This is a genomic window from Microcystis sp. M179S2 (assembly GCF_020245805.1).
Classification (GTDB): Bacteria; Cyanobacteriota; Cyanobacteriia; order Cyanobacteriales; family Microcystaceae; genus Microcystis; species Microcystis aeruginosa.
Genome location: NZ_JADBUE010000143.1, coordinates 1 through 14,444, shown reverse-complemented (window position 1 = coordinate 14,444; position 14,444 = coordinate 1). Strand labels below are relative to the sequence as shown.

15 protein-coding genes and 2 pseudogenes are annotated in these 14,444 nt (G+C 36.9%); 3 read left to right on the top strand and 14 right to left on the bottom strand.

Going from position 1 to position 14,444, the window contains the following annotated elements; translation table 11 throughout:
• The 6 genes and pseudogenes from IM500_RS08620 to IM500_RS08595 all read right to left on the bottom strand — a co-directional run.
• A pseudogene (locus tag IM500_RS08620) lies at positions 1-253 on the bottom strand (DUF6933 domain-containing protein); the annotation flags it as partial.
• A 28-nt stretch (positions 254-281) separates the two neighbouring features.
• Positions 282-425 carry a hypothetical protein gene (locus IM500_RS08615; protein ID WP_242034670.1) on the bottom strand — a complete coding sequence of 48 codons (144 nt, stop codon included), beginning with the start codon at positions 423-425 and terminating at the stop codon, positions 282-284.
• 55 nt (positions 426-480) lie between these two features.
• Positions 481-871 (bottom strand): annotated as a pseudogene (locus tag IM500_RS08610) (transposase); the annotation flags it as partial.
• 69 nt (positions 872-940) lie between these two features.
• On the bottom strand, positions 941-2,137 hold the full coding sequence (locus IM500_RS08605) for a radical SAM protein (RefSeq protein WP_190722520.1): 1,197 nt from the start codon (positions 2,135-2,137) through the stop codon (positions 941-943).
• 235 nt (positions 2,138-2,372) lie between these two features.
• Positions 2,373-2,705 carry a hypothetical protein gene (locus IM500_RS08600; RefSeq protein WP_190722519.1) on the bottom strand — a complete coding sequence of 111 codons (333 nt, stop codon included), beginning with the start codon at positions 2,703-2,705 and terminating at the stop codon, positions 2,373-2,375.
• Between the two features lie 824 nt (positions 2,706-3,529).
• The gene (locus IM500_RS08595; RefSeq protein WP_190722545.1) at positions 3,530-3,757 is read right to left on the bottom strand and encodes a hypothetical protein; all 228 of its coding nucleotides are present in this window, start codon (positions 3,755-3,757) and stop codon (positions 3,530-3,532) included.
• A 163-nt stretch (positions 3,758-3,920) separates the two neighbouring features.
• Between IM500_RS08595 and IM500_RS08590 the strand changes: the two genes are divergently transcribed.
• Positions 3,921-4,883, top strand: a complete 963-nt coding sequence (locus IM500_RS08590) for an NYN domain-containing protein (protein ID WP_287738132.1) — start codon at positions 3,921-3,923, stop codon at positions 4,881-4,883.
• A 74-nt stretch (positions 4,884-4,957) separates the two neighbouring features.
• On the opposite strand, the gene IM500_RS08585 is transcribed toward IM500_RS08590, so the two are convergent.
• Positions 4,958-6,823 carry a hypothetical protein gene (locus IM500_RS08585; protein WP_287738131.1) on the bottom strand — a complete coding sequence of 622 codons (1,866 nt, stop codon included), beginning with the start codon at positions 6,821-6,823 and terminating at the stop codon, positions 4,958-4,960.
• 500 nt (positions 6,824-7,323) lie between these two features.
• On the opposite strand from IM500_RS08585, the gene IM500_RS08580 reads away from it, so the two are divergent.
• Complete coding sequence (locus IM500_RS08580) at positions 7,324-7,449, top strand: hypothetical protein (protein WP_277925602.1); 126 nt, start codon at positions 7,324-7,326, stop codon at positions 7,447-7,449.
• Between the two features lie 353 nt (positions 7,450-7,802).
• A complete protein-coding gene (locus tag IM500_RS08575) occupies positions 7,803-10,247 on the top strand; it encodes a WYL domain-containing protein (RefSeq protein WP_287738130.1) in 2,445 nt (814 codons plus the stop codon).
• 255 nt (positions 10,248-10,502) lie between these two features.
• Here the strand turns inward: IM500_RS08575 and IM500_RS08570 are convergent, their stop codons facing one another.
• From IM500_RS08570 to IM500_RS08540, 7 genes are read right to left on the bottom strand one after another with little or no spacing between them, the layout of a single operon-like run.
• Positions 10,503-10,703 (bottom strand): hypothetical protein, encoded by a 201-nt coding sequence (locus IM500_RS08570; protein WP_287738129.1) that lies wholly within the window; start codon positions 10,701-10,703, stop codon positions 10,503-10,505.
• Positions 10,700-11,152, bottom strand: a complete 453-nt coding sequence (locus tag IM500_RS08565; RefSeq protein ID WP_193961756.1) for a hypothetical protein — start codon at positions 11,150-11,152, stop codon at positions 10,700-10,702. Before IM500_RS08565 ends, IM500_RS08570 begins: the two co-directional genes overlap by 4 nt.
• A 30-nt stretch (positions 11,153-11,182) precedes the next feature.
• Entirely contained in the window at positions 11,183-11,665 is a 483-nt protein-coding gene (locus tag IM500_RS08560; protein WP_287738128.1) for a PH domain-containing protein, read from the bottom strand.
• Positions 11,637-12,284, bottom strand: a complete 648-nt coding sequence (locus IM500_RS08555) for a hypothetical protein (RefSeq protein WP_287738127.1) — start codon at positions 12,282-12,284, stop codon at positions 11,637-11,639. The genes IM500_RS08560 and IM500_RS08555 overlap by 29 nt, the downstream gene beginning before the upstream one ends.
• Position 12,285: 1 nt before the next feature.
• Positions 12,286-12,861 carry a hypothetical protein gene (locus IM500_RS08550; protein WP_287738126.1) on the bottom strand — a complete coding sequence of 192 codons (576 nt, stop codon included), beginning with the start codon at positions 12,859-12,861 and terminating at the stop codon, positions 12,286-12,288.
• A 9-nt stretch (positions 12,862-12,870) separates the two neighbouring features.
• Positions 12,871-13,167 (bottom strand): hypothetical protein, encoded by a 297-nt coding sequence (locus IM500_RS08545; RefSeq protein WP_190721266.1) that lies wholly within the window; start codon positions 13,165-13,167, stop codon positions 12,871-12,873.
• Positions 13,164-13,766: a hypothetical protein gene (locus tag IM500_RS08540; RefSeq protein WP_149989542.1), complete on the bottom strand. Its 603-nt coding sequence runs from the start codon at positions 13,764-13,766 to the stop codon at positions 13,164-13,166. The genes IM500_RS08545 and IM500_RS08540 overlap by 4 nt, the downstream gene beginning before the upstream one ends.
• Positions 13,767-14,444: the final 678 nt, after the last annotated feature.

Genomic DNA, 14,444 nt, shown 5'->3' with positions numbered 1-14,444 from the left:
GATAATGAATTTCAGGGGAATCACCCTCTTGCCGATCAATGGCGGTAATTTGAGCGATAATTCCCTTAATTCCCTGCTTGTACGAAGCAATTGAGGTGTATAAACTCTTTTCCTGAGTAATGAGAAAAATACCTCTCTTCCTGAGATCGAGGACATCAATTCGCCAAGCATTAACATCAGCGATAAAATCTTCTCTTGACTGCACTTCTACTTGGAGTCTGGCGGCCGCTTTACTTGATAAAATTAGATTCATCTCTAAAAATAAAGTTAATTATTTGATATTATAAACCAAATAGATTTTTGAGTAGATTAATAAATCTAATTGCTTGAGAACGAATTTTCGGCAAAACAAAAGCATCAGCAAGTTCTAATAAAACAAAATCTGTTGTGACAAGTTGACACTTCTGTTGTGGTCGAGTTGCCATAACACGCTTGGCTTGTTCATGAAAAGCATGGTTCTTCGTTACTTATACCAAATTTCTAAATTCCTGACAGACATAGAGCTTCTAAAATCCAAGACCATCCCGTTAAATACCCGATAGTGTCATTGGATAAACGATTTAAAAGAGCATCGAGTTTATCTCTTAAAGCATCAAGAGATTCAAAAGTTTCCCATGCCAGAAAATTTTTCAGGTACAGCCAAACTCTCTGTTGCGGGGTTAACTTCAGGACAACAAAAAGGTTGATAAAACAAGATAATATTGTCGGGAATTTCTAAGTGTCCCGCCATATGTGCAGGAGCGTTATCTACTTGTAAAATATGTAATTCATTGGGAAAAGCTTGCGATAGTTGTAATAGATATTCTCCGAAACAATCCCCATCTAAATGGGAGAATTCACAGAATAAGCTTCTGCCCTGTCGAGGCTCTACATAAGGGAAGAAATAAAGGCAATGTTGGGTTTCTTCACCTCAATCAAACCTACAAAATTAGCGATTGCACTAAAAAATCTGCTTCGTATTCATCCCCAGCTTCTCTGCTTGTTTAGAGGTTAATTTTAGTGAACCATCTTTATCAATTAAATTCACTTCTTTTAATCGATTTTCAATGTATTCAAAAAGAGATTTTTCAAGCGTACATACTCGAATGCCATTAGTAGATACTTCACGACAATTGGAGTGATCTTCTGCAATTGCATATCCATCACAACTACCAAAATATTTACAATTTAGACAGTTATAAGCTATTCTTTCCTCTGCGGCAAGAACGGATTTTTCCCACCTATCTCCAGATAAAATTTGATTAAGAGATGTAGTAAAAATATTGCCCAATGTCCATTCTTCTTCCCCATAAGGATCACCATAGCTGTAACAGTCTCCATTTGTATTAACTAGCAAGGTTGTATTCCAAAGTCTTTTATTAAAATAAGTAGGTGGACTATTCTTTAAAATATAATTTAGTACCCTATGAATATGATCTACAATGGGTAATACTGAAACAAAATCCTCACTTTGAAGCCAAGCATCTACTAACTGTTGATAAGCCTTCAAAATATCTTGTGTGGATAATTCAAAATTTTGATGTTGGTCTTCATAAGCCCCATGAAATAATGGCAAAAAGCTAAATTGAGTTTGAGATTTTTTGAAGAAATTAAAAATCTTAGTAACCTTGTCGATGTTATTTTTGGTAAGGACAGTAATACAGCCAAAATTAACACCAGCTTGGTTCAAAATATCCATATTTTGTAATACTTTAGATTGCAAATCATGACCAGCTATATTAACCCGCAACCCGCCGATTATATCAATTGAAACCCCTACTTTATCGAAACCATACTTGAGCAACTCAATTCTTTCTTCACCTAAAACTGTTAAATTGGTCTGTACCATATTAAGAATCTCAAATTTTCCATCAAATATCGCTTTTTGATCCTCAAAGGTTTGCCAATAATATGAAGGTTCAATAAGTAATGGTTCTCCCCCATGCCAAATAAAACGAATTTCTGTATTAAGATTATCTTGTTTGTCTAACGCTTCATAATAATCAGCGATGTACTTATAAGCAATTTTTAGCTGCTCCAAAGACATTCTACTATTTTTCCCAAGCTCTTCAAATTCATAGCAGTATTTGCATCTCAGATTACAAAGCTTTGAAGTCTTCATGACAAACTGCGTAAGGCGATTTTTTGCTAAATTCATTTTAAATACTTCCTTAAATCAATTATTTAGGTAGTCTGATAATTTTTCAGCCAATCATTATTTGATAAAAATACAACACTTTGCAGATCGCTCAAGTACAAATACGAGGGTTGAAGTGCTTATCCAGTAAGCTTTTCGGTGATTGTATGAGATGATATGTTTCGGAAATTACTGTAATAAGGGTAACACCTTAAATCTAAAAAATAAAGTGTCACCCATTTAATATCAATTACCATTAAATATCTTGAAAAAGCTCTACATAAGAGCCATCAAACTGGACATCTTGTGAACTTCGATTAATAGGTGGGCGTATGCGAACAAAGGTGCTTTCAGGCCATGCTTGATAGTGCCATGCAGGTCTAGCAATAATGGATTCCTCCGATACCAAAGGCTCTGCTTGCATACCTTTTTCATTGGTATCAGTGGTAGAAGGCCATACTCGTGTATTTTGTTCAGTGATGCGATGAGGATCACTAGAAGAAACAGCTGCTGATGCACTACCCGCAGAAATCATCAATGCTAGTGTTGCTAAGTGTAGTAAGTAGTTATTTGTTGTATTCTTGTCCATGCTTTTAAGCTTCCATAATTTTGTAAGTAGTGAGATTGCGGCTCTTGCAGGTTGGGTTGCGTTCCTTAACCCAACTATGGGAAACGATAATTTTATCGTGGGTTACTGCGTGCCGACTCAAGCGTGATCGATGCTCTTGTCGGGATATATTGACATCCTCACTGCCGTAAACGAGCGGTGATTCCTCACCACGCCACCTTTTTAGGATGGTCGTTGAATGGGGTTGACGCTTCACAGGATACTGCTACCTTAGCGGTAGTCTTACGCTTTCCGACCCGTCCGTTTTGATTGTCCGAATGCTGGACGGCCACTTTGAACAAGTCGAAAAAATCTCATGTTCAACCTTATTTCCTAAGTATCTGGGTAAAATTATTTACCCATAGCGATCCTTGTCTAGCAAGGCTTTCAGCCCTCTGTGGTCGGTAATTAATTTTGCATGACTACTTAGAAAGTTTTACCCGTTCAAGGCCGAATTTGACTTCTTTTCTGGACGAAACCCCCTACTATCTCTGGTCAAGGTTCAGTTTTTAGCTTGGTTATCGCTTTTTCTATTGTAGCTTAAAGCCGTCCTCAAAGGACGGGGTTTTCAACCCAAATTTTCGATAACCGCGTTTTTGGCTATTTGTTAGGTAACTGCGATCGCTTTTTTTGATGAAGTGCGATTGCGATTAGGGAGAAAAAAGGTCATGTTTGATCTTATCACCTTAATCCAATCCACAGACTGGCACTCAAGAAATATTCTGGATAGGACTATTTCAATAAGTAGTCGTGCAAAATTAATTTTCTAGTGAAGATAGGCAAGAGACAAGAGGCAAGAGGTGGAATTAATGGTTCTTCGTTACTTGGTATGGTTCGATCAGGTGGCATAAATCGACTAAATCCTTGTCTGGCGAGAGACTTAATTGATTAGTTCGCTCTAGATAAAAATACTTGATAAAAATTGCCAACCTTATAACCCCCGTCCCTGGCATAAGACAAACCGAAGAACCGGAATAATGCTTCTCAATTAATCCTTGATCAGGTAGTAGCGATCGCTCTAAATGCTCTTTCATCCTTAGATGGGCGTTCGCATGACATTGCTTGAACCCCGTTAAAACCCCTATTACGATAAGAATTGTTCGCACCCAGACAACCTAATAGAGAAACGTTAGGGCTGCCTAATGGGGCTGGGTGGAACTCATTTATCCGTACACACTATACTCAAAAGAAGAAAAGATGATGAAAACCTTCATTCAAGTAGCTTCTTCTCTGTTCGTTAGTGCGATCGTTTCTTCGGGTCAACTGCATCTGATGATAGTAGGAACAGCGCTCGCGACCGCCACTTCTACCTCTGCGATCATTGTTACTAAAGAAAAAAAAAAAATCAAGACTCTGATTGAAGGAAGTCTGACTAACTCCCAAACTATGATTAAGGGGATCGAAAAAATCGAAAAAGAGGTTAAAGCTGTCACACACACAACAGAAAAAGTGGCTAAAGAAGTCAGAACCCTGAAAACCAGTAGCCGTTTACTGGTAGGCGCAACCCAAAAAGTTCAACATCAACAAAAGCTAACGACTGCAACTCTAAATCAGCAACAACAACAGTTAAATCAACTTACTCCCCAAGAGAAGCCAACCCCAGGGATAGAAACTGAGAAGCGAGTCATTCCCCTACCCCAAAAAAGACAGACGGTGACTCACATCTACATCGATGGTAACAATTTCAGCAAAACGACCGAAACACTAGGGTTAGAAATTGACTGGAAAGCCTTAAAAATTGCTCTGGTGGAACCAGCAAAACAGACAGATACTTTTACTTTAAAGTATTATACTGGACTCCATGAGCATCTTTCTCCGAATCAAAAACAATGGCTTCATCACTTAAAACAACTTAACTACGAGGTAATCACCTTCCCTTTATCACAACGGGAAAACGGATGGAAAACTCTTGGCGATGATTTAGCGATGGGGTTGGATTTAATAGAGGCGGTTAAACCAGGTGATCGCGTTATCTTAGTAACTGGCGATGGAGATTTCATTCCCTTGATTGAGAGACTACAAGCACGCAACGTTGATGTCAATGTGGTTGGTGCTTCTGTAAACACTAATTCTCGCTTACAAGCATTACTACAACAGGACTTTATCCCCCTAGAATCTATCAGTGACCAGATTGTTAAACTTAAGAGACTAACCGCTTAAAAGTCACATCTTCCACCGCCTCTAAAGCTGGTCTTGAAATTAGTCTTCTCCCCGCCTTTGCGGGGATTCAAGGGTTAAATCAATTGTTGACAAATTTCATCTCGTAATTGGCTATAGAGATAATAGGGAGTATTTTCATCGCAACCGACATAAGGAGATGATTTTTGTCCAAGTAACTGATAAGTATGGACAGCAATATTGAGAACTTCCCCTAAAATATTGTTAGGATGACAAGCTTTATGGGGATTAGCTTTATATTTATCTTTGTCGTCAGTCCAATTTCGTTTGTCTTCTTCCCATTGTTGAATCATCGTTTGTACTGATACTCCTCTGCCACTATGAATGAGCGCATTTCGATTATCAAACCAATAATCTAATTCTACCAAAGAGACTAGAATCTGTTGCCATAATTCAAGGCGATCAGGATGATCAATTTCTATTAAGGTTTGAACAAAATTTCTCTTACTATAACGATTTCCTAATTTATATTGTTTCTTATGATAAACTTCTTCAACTTTTAAGATATTTTTTAGTTTGGCAATCGCTCCACTATCCCCTTGACCAAACTTGCCTTTAATAATAATCTCAAGGGGATATTCTTTTTGATTTGTTATGGCTTTACAAGTAGATGTATGCTCCTTATTTATTTGAGTTTTCTTATATTGCCAAGTGACTTCATATGCACCAAAATTCTGTTCTAGCTCCTCAAATTTATTACAGACTTTATATCGTTGATCTGCTTGTCCTCTGGCAAATGCCCAATCTTGATTTTGATTATTATTTCTCAAGTATTTTTGTCCGCGTAAGCCCATAATTAATTCATTTAAAGTGACTTCATAAAAAGAACTTAATCGGATTAGAAAGTTAGCGATTTCATCTAGTTCCCAATAAATCCGACATTGAGTATAAAGATTTAACCAAAAGTTATGCTCCATTTTATCATTATCTCTCACGGCATTTTTATCAAGGTTAAAACAGCTAACGGCAAAATCAAGTCTTGTGAGAATTTCTGTTAACTTTTCTTGCTCTTTTTGGGTGTCACTGGCTATTGCAGAAACTTGTTGTGCTAAATAAATCAAAGTTTCTTGCCAATCTTTAACAATCACTCTTGCTCCGTCAAAATCCCATCTTTTTTGTAACAGTAACTTAACGGTTTGATATTTTTGATTCCGTTGATAAAGCCAATAAGAAGTTAGTTGACATTCAGAGTTTTTGCCCTCTAAAAGTTGATTAAGGTCTAAAATGGGGTCAATGAACAGAATATTTTTAAAATCACTGGCAATTGCTTGAATTTTGAGTGCAGTTTTTTGGTGCAATGTTCCCCCTTTAACATTGACTAAAATAGTTGATTCTTGGGATAAATTTTCTTCTAAATAAATCTCATTCAACTGATTATAGTAGTATTCAAGAACTAAATCTTCAAGGTTAGGATTTTGCGGATCTAAATTAAGTTGTAGCTCTTTTTGAATTAATTCAAAAGCAGGATATTCCTGTTGTACCCACTGTTGAATAATCTGGAACAAATAAATGGTATCTTGAGGGTGTGAAGTCGGTTGATTGGTGACGAAAATATAGGCTTTAGATGCTCCCATTGCTACTGCTTTTCGGATTACACTTCCAATTCGAGTCGGTCGAATAAGAGAATGCCATTTAGGGGACTCTTTTTGATAGCTTGATTGTAGAGCTTTGGTTAATTCACGAACTGGTTGTTTTTGGGGAGGAAATCCTAAATCTTGGTAAACTTGACTATTAGGAACATAGTTAAAACCTTGATACATATTGTCCCAAATAGTTCGACGCTCATTATCTAAGTCTTTGAGTTTTTTATTTAGATTAGGTTCATTCGAGAGAAAATCAATAGGAAGATAATAATTTTTGCTATCTACTGTTACTTTAATAGATAAGTCAGAAGTCCCAAGGTTCGCAAGAAGAATAGTCATATTTGTTAACTGTAAATTAATGGCTAATGACGACGTTACCCTAAATTAAAGCTTATGAGAGTGTATTTGGTGCGAACACCGATATCTTCTCTGGGTTGAGTTAAGAAACTCCATATTGAAAAATTTCAGCAAGGGGTGGGAGTTCGCATGAAATGGTCATTATTTCTCGTTAGGGATTATTAAGCTTAATTCAGGACATTAGCCCACCGTCTATTATATCAGGGCAAGCCCATCTTAACAATCCTTGACAAAAGGGACTTTGTGGGGGTTGCTTACCCACGATTCAGGCATATTTGAGGAGAATTTGCCATCTCAATTGTTAAGCAAAAATCGACCCATTTGGTCAATTTGGTAACTATTCTGATTGGCTGGTATCGGCTGAAATGCCCATGCGGATCACAAAATTGGCCAATTGTCAATAGCTTTTGAGATGCTCTCACCCTGTACATAAGACAATTCCAGACATCTTAAACATTATTCTCAATCATCCTTTATTGCAATTGAGGAGAGACTATAAAGAACAGTTTATTAACACCGATCAATACTATATCTATTCTGCGGTTAAAACACAGGTGATTGCTATTTTACTGAGCGATCTTAAATGGCTAGAAAATGTACGGCGATAGAACGTACTTATATGATAGGATTGACTCGGATAGATATACTTTAATTCTTTATTCTTCTGCTGTGGAGGTTTAGATGAGTCCAGAACGAGTCACAGATTCAACCAGAATATGGGAGCATCTCATTTATGCAAGTAAGTAATTATACTTGTCCCTAAAACTTGCTTCTGGTAAGGCTTTCAAAATAGCTTGACATAAAGCTTAATTTAGGAGTTACAGATGCTCCCTAGAATATCAACTTCCTGAATCAGAAAAGGGAGCGATTAGACAAACTGAACTTACCTATAGTAACGAATCAATCAATTCTTTGACTCAAATTGAACAATTACACCGTTATTTTACGGCCTTTCAAACTAATGATGAAAAAACCTGTAATTTGTCACTTTTTGATTGGACTTCCTGCAAGCGGTAAATCAACGTTTGCTCAAGTTTTGGCAGAAGAAATTAATGCTGTCGTGGTTTCCACCGATGAAATTCGGGCGCAACTTTATGGAGATGCTGCAAATCAAGGAATTTGGGCGGATATTGAGGTAGAAGTCTTAGATCAAATTAAAACCGCCGTTGAAAAAGATCAACCTGTCATTTATGATGCCACTAATGTCATGCGCCCGTGGCGACTTGATTTTCTTTATAAAACGGTTAATTTATTTAATATTCAATGGATAGGATGGCATCTACAGACTTCTGTGGAAAAATGTAAACAAAGAAATCAACAACGCTATCGCCAAGTTCCTGACGAAGTAATTGATAAGATGAATGCTAATTTACAAGAAAATCCACCAGAGTCTAACGAAGGACTGTTAAAAATCTATCCTGTTCCTGTTAAAGACAATAACTTTGATCTTGACGAAATTTGTACAATTCTCACAGGATTCAAGCGTCTTTTAGCTAATATAGCTAACTTGAATAAGAATAAAGTTTTTCACCCATATTCTCGTTTATTAGACTTTGAACGATTAATGCACTTGATTTCCGTCATTATTAACTACCCAGGGATTGGGAATTTAGCGGAAACTGAACCAGAAAACCTGAAAGAAATTTTAGAAGTCGAAGAATTACCTCAGTTTAGCACTTCAATTGAGGAAATTTGTGCAGTAATTACTAAAAAGTATCATGCTATTTATGCCCATCCTGAAGCAATAGAAAAAGACTTATATTGGTTAGAAAAGAATGGGATTTTAGCCAGAGGAGATATAGCGGCTGATTTAGTTGATATTGAAACCATTCAAGTTCCTGATGTAATGACTCATCGCTATTCTAACTTAGAACAATTTGAGCGATTAATCAAAACCATTCGTTTTATTGTTCATCGTCCTTTTCTTAATAGTCCTATTAAGGGAACCCAAAAATTCTTTATTGAAAATATGCTTAAATTAGGGTTATTTGACGAAAATAAATATAACTTATATATACTCAGAAAAGACATCGAATTTGTACTAAATCCTTATCAAATTCTCCCAGAGATTTCTATGAAAAAAGGCTACTTTGCAGGAACAGGTATTTTATCTCAATATGAGTTAAATAAGCTCTATCAATCTCTCCGATCCCATTCAGTAGAGAAATATTTTAAAGATCCTCTTGCTGCCGAAATTTATGATATATTTGAACAACGATTAGTGAATTCCAAACTTTTAGAAGAAGAAGCTCCTTATTCTACTCGCTTAATTGGCACAAAATCCATTGTTGATGTGGAGAAATATCAACAACAATTTGAACAGTTAGAAGAAGCGATAAAAAAAGGAGAGCTTTTGAAATTTAGTCATATTCAAGGAAGTGCTAAATGGCCAAAAGATCAACCACACTTTACCGCTTATCCTTTACAAATTGTTTTTCATAATATTGCATGGTATTTAGGGTATGAAATAGGTGAAGGAGACAAAAAAGGTTTATTTGCCTTCGCAAGAATTGATAGAATCCGATTTCAACAAGTAAATACTCAGAGAGATATAAATGAGCAAAAGAAAGCGTTAGATAAGCTCCATAAACTTTATGATGCAAGTGCAGGAATTTATTTAGGCGATGATGTTGCAAAACAGCGTCAGTATTTAGATTCCCAACAAGGAAAGAAATTAAATGTTACTGTCATTCTCTACGCCACAGAACTTGCGTTTAAATTTATTTGTGAAGGAAATCAAAGATTTCAGAAAATAGAAATGTCTTCACCTGATTGGTTAAAAGGAACGAGTTATGAACGCAAAGCGCTCGCTACGCGAGATCGTGGAATTTTTAAGTTAGATCAAAATATTCCTCCCTATCAATATACTATTAAAGTTACTGTACCCGAATGGTCTTTAATGGACATTGATCTCATTCGTTGGATTTCGGGTTGGGGAAAAGAAGTTAAGGTGATTGAACCTCAATCATTAGTTGACAGAATTTATAGTATTGGAGAGGGAATTACTAATATTTATCAAGATATTGAACTGATTTGTTGTGACTTAGAAAAAGTCAATGACTTAGTTAAAAATAAGGAGGGAAGCAACTATCGATTTATTTCAATTAAAACCCCTAATGGCAATGCTGAACCTCAATCTGTTCAATCTGAACTTAACATGAATCCTGGGCATATTCACCCCTTTATAATAAATGATATAACTCAATTCAATGAGGAAGATATTAAAAAAACAGTGGCTTTCATCAAAAAAAAGAAAAAAGCTTCAAAAATAGTGGATGGTTTGCGGTTTTTGATCTACTCCCATTCAGGAATTAACCTTGCTAGTGAAGTGGCGATCGCTATCTATAGAGAGTTAAAGCAAGATACTGAATTAACTAACTTAAGAATATCATTGAATTATCTTTAAATCACCGTCAATAGATAAAGATTTAACAGTGTTAAATCCCTACAAAGGTTAATCAATTCCTAATTGTAGGAACATAATATCATTATGTTTTAATATTACTGTGCTGAAACGATAAAAAAATTGATGGTGGGCAATCATTTAGGCTATACCATGCAGAATTAATAGAAAAAAGGGATTGCCAATCAAGAAAACTGTGCAATCCCTTAATTGATTTTAAAGCCAAAATTAGACTTTATTTTTTGCAACTGTTTTAGTTCAGCTATTGACCAAATTATTTATTGTTGTAGTGGCATTATTTTGCTGGAGAATGACTGATTTTGGCTGTTTATTAACCATTTGTTGTTGGCGAAGTTTTTTAGTTTTTGTGGCTTTTTGGCGCGGGTTAGAATAGAGGAGATAAAAACGCTTGACAGATAAGCTTTGAGGACGTTCAAGAGCTTTTGACTTTGACTTCATTCAAAGGCATCATCAACATAATCTTCCACAGAGTCATAGACATCAGAAACATAATCTTCAACAGAGTCATAGTAGGATTCCACAGAGGTAGAAAAGGCTTCTCCACCGTTTTGCCAGATTCCCCCACTATCGTTATAAAAATGGTTCCATAGTTCTGAACTATCGCCCTTATGTCCATCGTATTCATTAGCAGTTCCTCTCATTCCTGCGTATTGATGGTTTTCGTCGATTAGATTACCTGAATCATCGTAGAAACACTCTTGTTGTGGACTTTCAGGCGAAGGGTCTTTATTTTCTAAGTATCCCTCCATTCCCCCGTGAAATGCGTATTTGCCAAAGGTATTGTCATAAGAACTCCATATATCTTTATCTTGTAGTTCTGGACTATCTATTGTGCTGGGACAAGAAGTATTAGTCTCGCCGTTAGTAGATGTGTTTTGGTCAGCCATATTACTATTTCCTTTTTTTGAGATGATTGATTACTGCCAAGAGCCTGGAATATCAGGTCGATTTCTATGTCGCTCAATGTTGACTTGCTGTTGAAGAATTTCATGCAGCTTCAAGGCATCTGTAAGCGAAATTGCCTGAATAACCACGAGTTTGTTGTTTCTATCTGTAGAGTAAATGTAAAGATTTGCTATTCCAAATAAACGATAAAGAAATGGCTTTAAAATGCGTAAATCTGTCACACGAAATAGCCAAACTTCGTCAATTTCTTGGTTAAAAAGTCCCGTAATAGTCCTAAACCGTTGAGTTGTAAACATATATTCGGTTCGTTGTAGAGTTAGGTACTGCCAGGCTATAGAAAAAAGAGGAATTATGAAAATTATTCCACGGAGGTTTTTCCAACTCAAAAATACTGACCAAGCTTTAGGTTTCAAGGCCACGATTGGTTTTTCCGGACGAGGAGCATAGCTCGCTGCAAAAGGGGATTCATTCAATGTCATGGTGAGCAGCTCCATTTTGATATTGAAAATCTTCTACTCTTGATTCGCCGTACACAGTAACGATGGAGAACTTGGTTAATTCAAGGCTAAATTTTTTAACCTGTTCCTGCAATTCTCTCAGTCTTTGCTCTAAATCGTGCATTAGCTCTTTTATTCCCATTTCATTCAGTATTTCTTCCATCATATTGCTATCAGCTAATGAACCTGACCAATATGATGATTTTCTTAGTACTGATTTGAATTCCAATTCTAAGTTATTTAATCTGCTGATAGATTTTTCATGATTTCTGACTTGAGCTTCAGCAAATTCTAAGTCTTCTTTAACTGTATTTATTGCCAAGAAATAGGAGGGATTTGGAGCGTTAATAGCCCGGGGATAACTGTGTAGAGATTCTGCTTGTTTCCGAATTTCTTCAAGCTTTTTATCTCTCTGTGATAAACAGTTTTCAAAAGACCGTCGGTGGTCTTCCTGAATTAATTTTATGGATTTATGGAGAGAGCGGCAAGCGACTCTTTGCTGAAGGATTTCAACCATTTTAGATGGTGACAGACTTGCATCTGAGACATAAATACTCGTCAGTTCGTTTAAATCGTCGGAACTCATCTCGTTAATATTTATCAATCTAATATTCATTTTAGACGTCCTCATAATACTGTTGATATTTTTTTCTAAGTTGTGTAAGCGCTTTTGGATACACAATAAGACGTCCTTTGAGGATTCCCGTTGCTAAGTTCAATAATCCTGCTAGGATAGGAGCAATAGACATGAACCAGGGCAAATCCTCTCGTTCTAGTAATAAATAAGCACTCACAATAAACTCGGTGATTAGGTAAATGAGACAGCCAAGGCGGTTAATAATTGAGATGATTGATGTTTCTAAGAAAGGTGCTTCAAAAAGTTGAAACAGATAGATGTATGTTTCCAGTCTCATCGTCCCAAATCGAGTTTGACTCAGTCTTTCTCTCTGAATATTAATCCAATTTAAGGTAGATCTCGCAAATCCTTTGAGGCGTTCACGCATATACTCCTCGCTAACTTTGGTGTCGAAAAGAATACAGGCTATCAAGGAAACTGGAACGGCAAACCATATTTTTATATCGTCCCAATCCCCCGGCACTAAAACCATAGCCGTGTTAAAGTTTAAGAAGGCGATGATGCTCGTGACCAACAAAGAACAGAAATTAAAAAAAGAGAAAGTATCTCTAGGCATAAAACTCCTTTAGTATAATTCACAAATTTTAATAATCTGAAAGCGGCAGAACTCGGCTGCGGCAACTCTCCTCTGTGCGATCGCATAGCAAGGAAAGCGTTGTAACAGGTCTTCCTGATCTTGGGGATGAAGGTCCTCAGCAATTAGCCGATTGAATTCCTTTGATTGATTGATATTGACTCTTGCTTCCGACTCTGGCCACGGGTTAGATTCTGATTCTCGTTCGGTGTGGCCACTGGCATTAGATACATGGGGACTATTCCAACCGTTGCCCTCAAAGTGAGGGAAACTATCTGATTTTTTCATAATTTTGCCTCAGCTTTTCTTCTAGTTTCTTGGATAGCGTTCTTAATAACAAATTCCACGTCAGTATGAGCATATGTAACTGGGAGACCTTCCAAAGCAGTTTCTAGCTCTAAGCGAAATGATTCGCCGCCGTTGTTTGTAGCATTCAAAATGACTACAGAGCCACCTTTTTCAATGACATTTTTAACGGTAGTTCTCCAATCTTGAGGGCAAGGTGATTCCCGCTCGTTGGTCTCTATAAGGACTAACAATACACCAGGTTTTTTTGATGACTGAAAAATTTTATGGGCTGTGCGAACAGCTGGACAGGCCAAAGTTCCCTGTTTTTGGGTGGTTCTTACGGCTCCACACTGTTTTTTCGCATCAGTTGGATTGGTGGGGGTAAGATTTTCGAAAAAGTCCTGCTCGCCATTGACTTGAATAACTTTCAATTCATCACCACGCGAAATGGATTCTGTTATACCCTTACAGGCTTTCTTGGTTGTCGTCTTAAACTCTTCGTTATTTTGTCCACTTATAGATGTGTCTTTTAAGAGAACAAGAGCGATCGGATTCTTTTGTGAACAAGATGGCAAAACGATAAGTATGGAGACAGTCATAAATCGAAGGAACGATCGTTTCAGACTATTTTTCATAAAATTACACGGTAGTACACTTTTCAGACTCAGGGAACTCTATCTTCCCCTGCGTCTTGATTTCGATTCTAGAACCTATCTGAAGAAAAATCGGAGTGCTGATGCGAACACCGAAAGGATGATGAGAGATCAACCCTGAGCAACAAATACAGAGCTACCAGAGTCTGCTGCTATTAAGGTAAAGCAACTAAAATATCGGGAGCATCTCATTTATGCAAGTGAGTAATTATACTTGTCCTAACACTGGTTTCTAGCAAGGCTTTCAAAATAGCTTGACGTAAAGATTTAAGGGTTATAAAGGTGAGATGGTACTAGGGCAATGATCGCATAGGCATTAGCGTGGAACAAATTCTATTGTTTTATGCCGATGGAATGGGGGGTTTCTCAACATTTTTCGTGGGTTAGACACAATGCCTGAAAATCTAGAGTTTTCGTTGAGGTGCGTCGATGCCTTGGCCAGCAAGGCTTTGAGCCTTATGACTGAGGTAACTATTGAGAATTATTATTAATAATGTCTATGCTTTTCAATATCCCACGAAAAATTGCTGTACAATCCTTATACAGCCTAGTTTTGCCAAGCTAGTCTTTTAACTTCTTAGCAAGTTTAATTAATGGAAACGGCTTTGGGGGCCACTCACCTTT

What these genes read in the sequence shown, in the direction of transcription:
- IM500_RS08585 (WP_287738131.1), bottom strand. Translation starts at nt 6,823, where the DNA reads ATGACTATTCTTCTTGCGAACCTTGGGACTTCTGACTTATCTATTAAA.
- IM500_RS08565 (WP_193961756.1), bottom strand. Translation starts at nt 11,152, where the DNA reads ATGGCTGACCAAAACACATCTACTAACGGCGAGACTAATACTTCTTGT.
- IM500_RS08595 (WP_190722545.1), bottom strand. Translation starts at nt 3,757, where the DNA reads ATGAAAGAGCATTTAGAGCGATCGCTACTACCTGATCAAGGATTAATT.
- IM500_RS08570 (WP_287738129.1), bottom strand. Translation starts at nt 10,703, where the DNA reads ATGAAGTCAAAGTCAAAAGCTCTTGAACGTCCTCAAAGCTTATCTGTC.
- IM500_RS08540 (WP_149989542.1), bottom strand. Translation starts at nt 13,766, where the DNA reads ATGACTGTCTCCATACTTATCGTTTTGCCATCTTGTTCACAAAAGAAT.
- IM500_RS08615 (WP_242034670.1), bottom strand. Translation starts at nt 425, where the DNA reads ATGGCAACTCGACCACAACAGAAGTGTCAACTTGTCACAACAGATTTT.
- IM500_RS08590 (WP_287738132.1), top strand. Translation starts at nt 3,921, where the DNA reads ATGATGAAAACCTTCATTCAAGTAGCTTCTTCTCTGTTCGTTAGTGCG.
- IM500_RS08560 (WP_287738128.1), bottom strand. Translation starts at nt 11,665, where the DNA reads ATGGAGCTGCTCACCATGACATTGAATGAATCCCCTTTTGCAGCGAGC.
- IM500_RS08600 (WP_190722519.1), bottom strand. Translation starts at nt 2,705, where the DNA reads ATGGACAAGAATACAACAAATAACTACTTACTACACTTAGCAACACTA.
- IM500_RS08550 (WP_287738126.1), bottom strand. Translation starts at nt 12,861, where the DNA reads ATGCCTAGAGATACTTTCTCTTTTTTTAATTTCTGTTCTTTGTTGGTC.
- IM500_RS08605 (WP_190722520.1), bottom strand. Translation starts at nt 2,137, where the DNA reads ATGAATTTAGCAAAAAATCGCCTTACGCAGTTTGTCATGAAGACTTCA.
- IM500_RS08575 (WP_287738130.1), top strand. Translation starts at nt 7,803, where the DNA reads ATGATGAAAAAACCTGTAATTTGTCACTTTTTGATTGGACTTCCTGCA.
- IM500_RS08545 (WP_190721266.1), bottom strand. Translation starts at nt 13,167, where the DNA reads ATGAAAAAATCAGATAGTTTCCCTCACTTTGAGGGCAACGGTTGGAAT.
- IM500_RS08555 (WP_287738127.1), bottom strand. Translation starts at nt 12,284, where the DNA reads ATGAATATTAGATTGATAAATATTAACGAGATGAGTTCCGACGATTTA.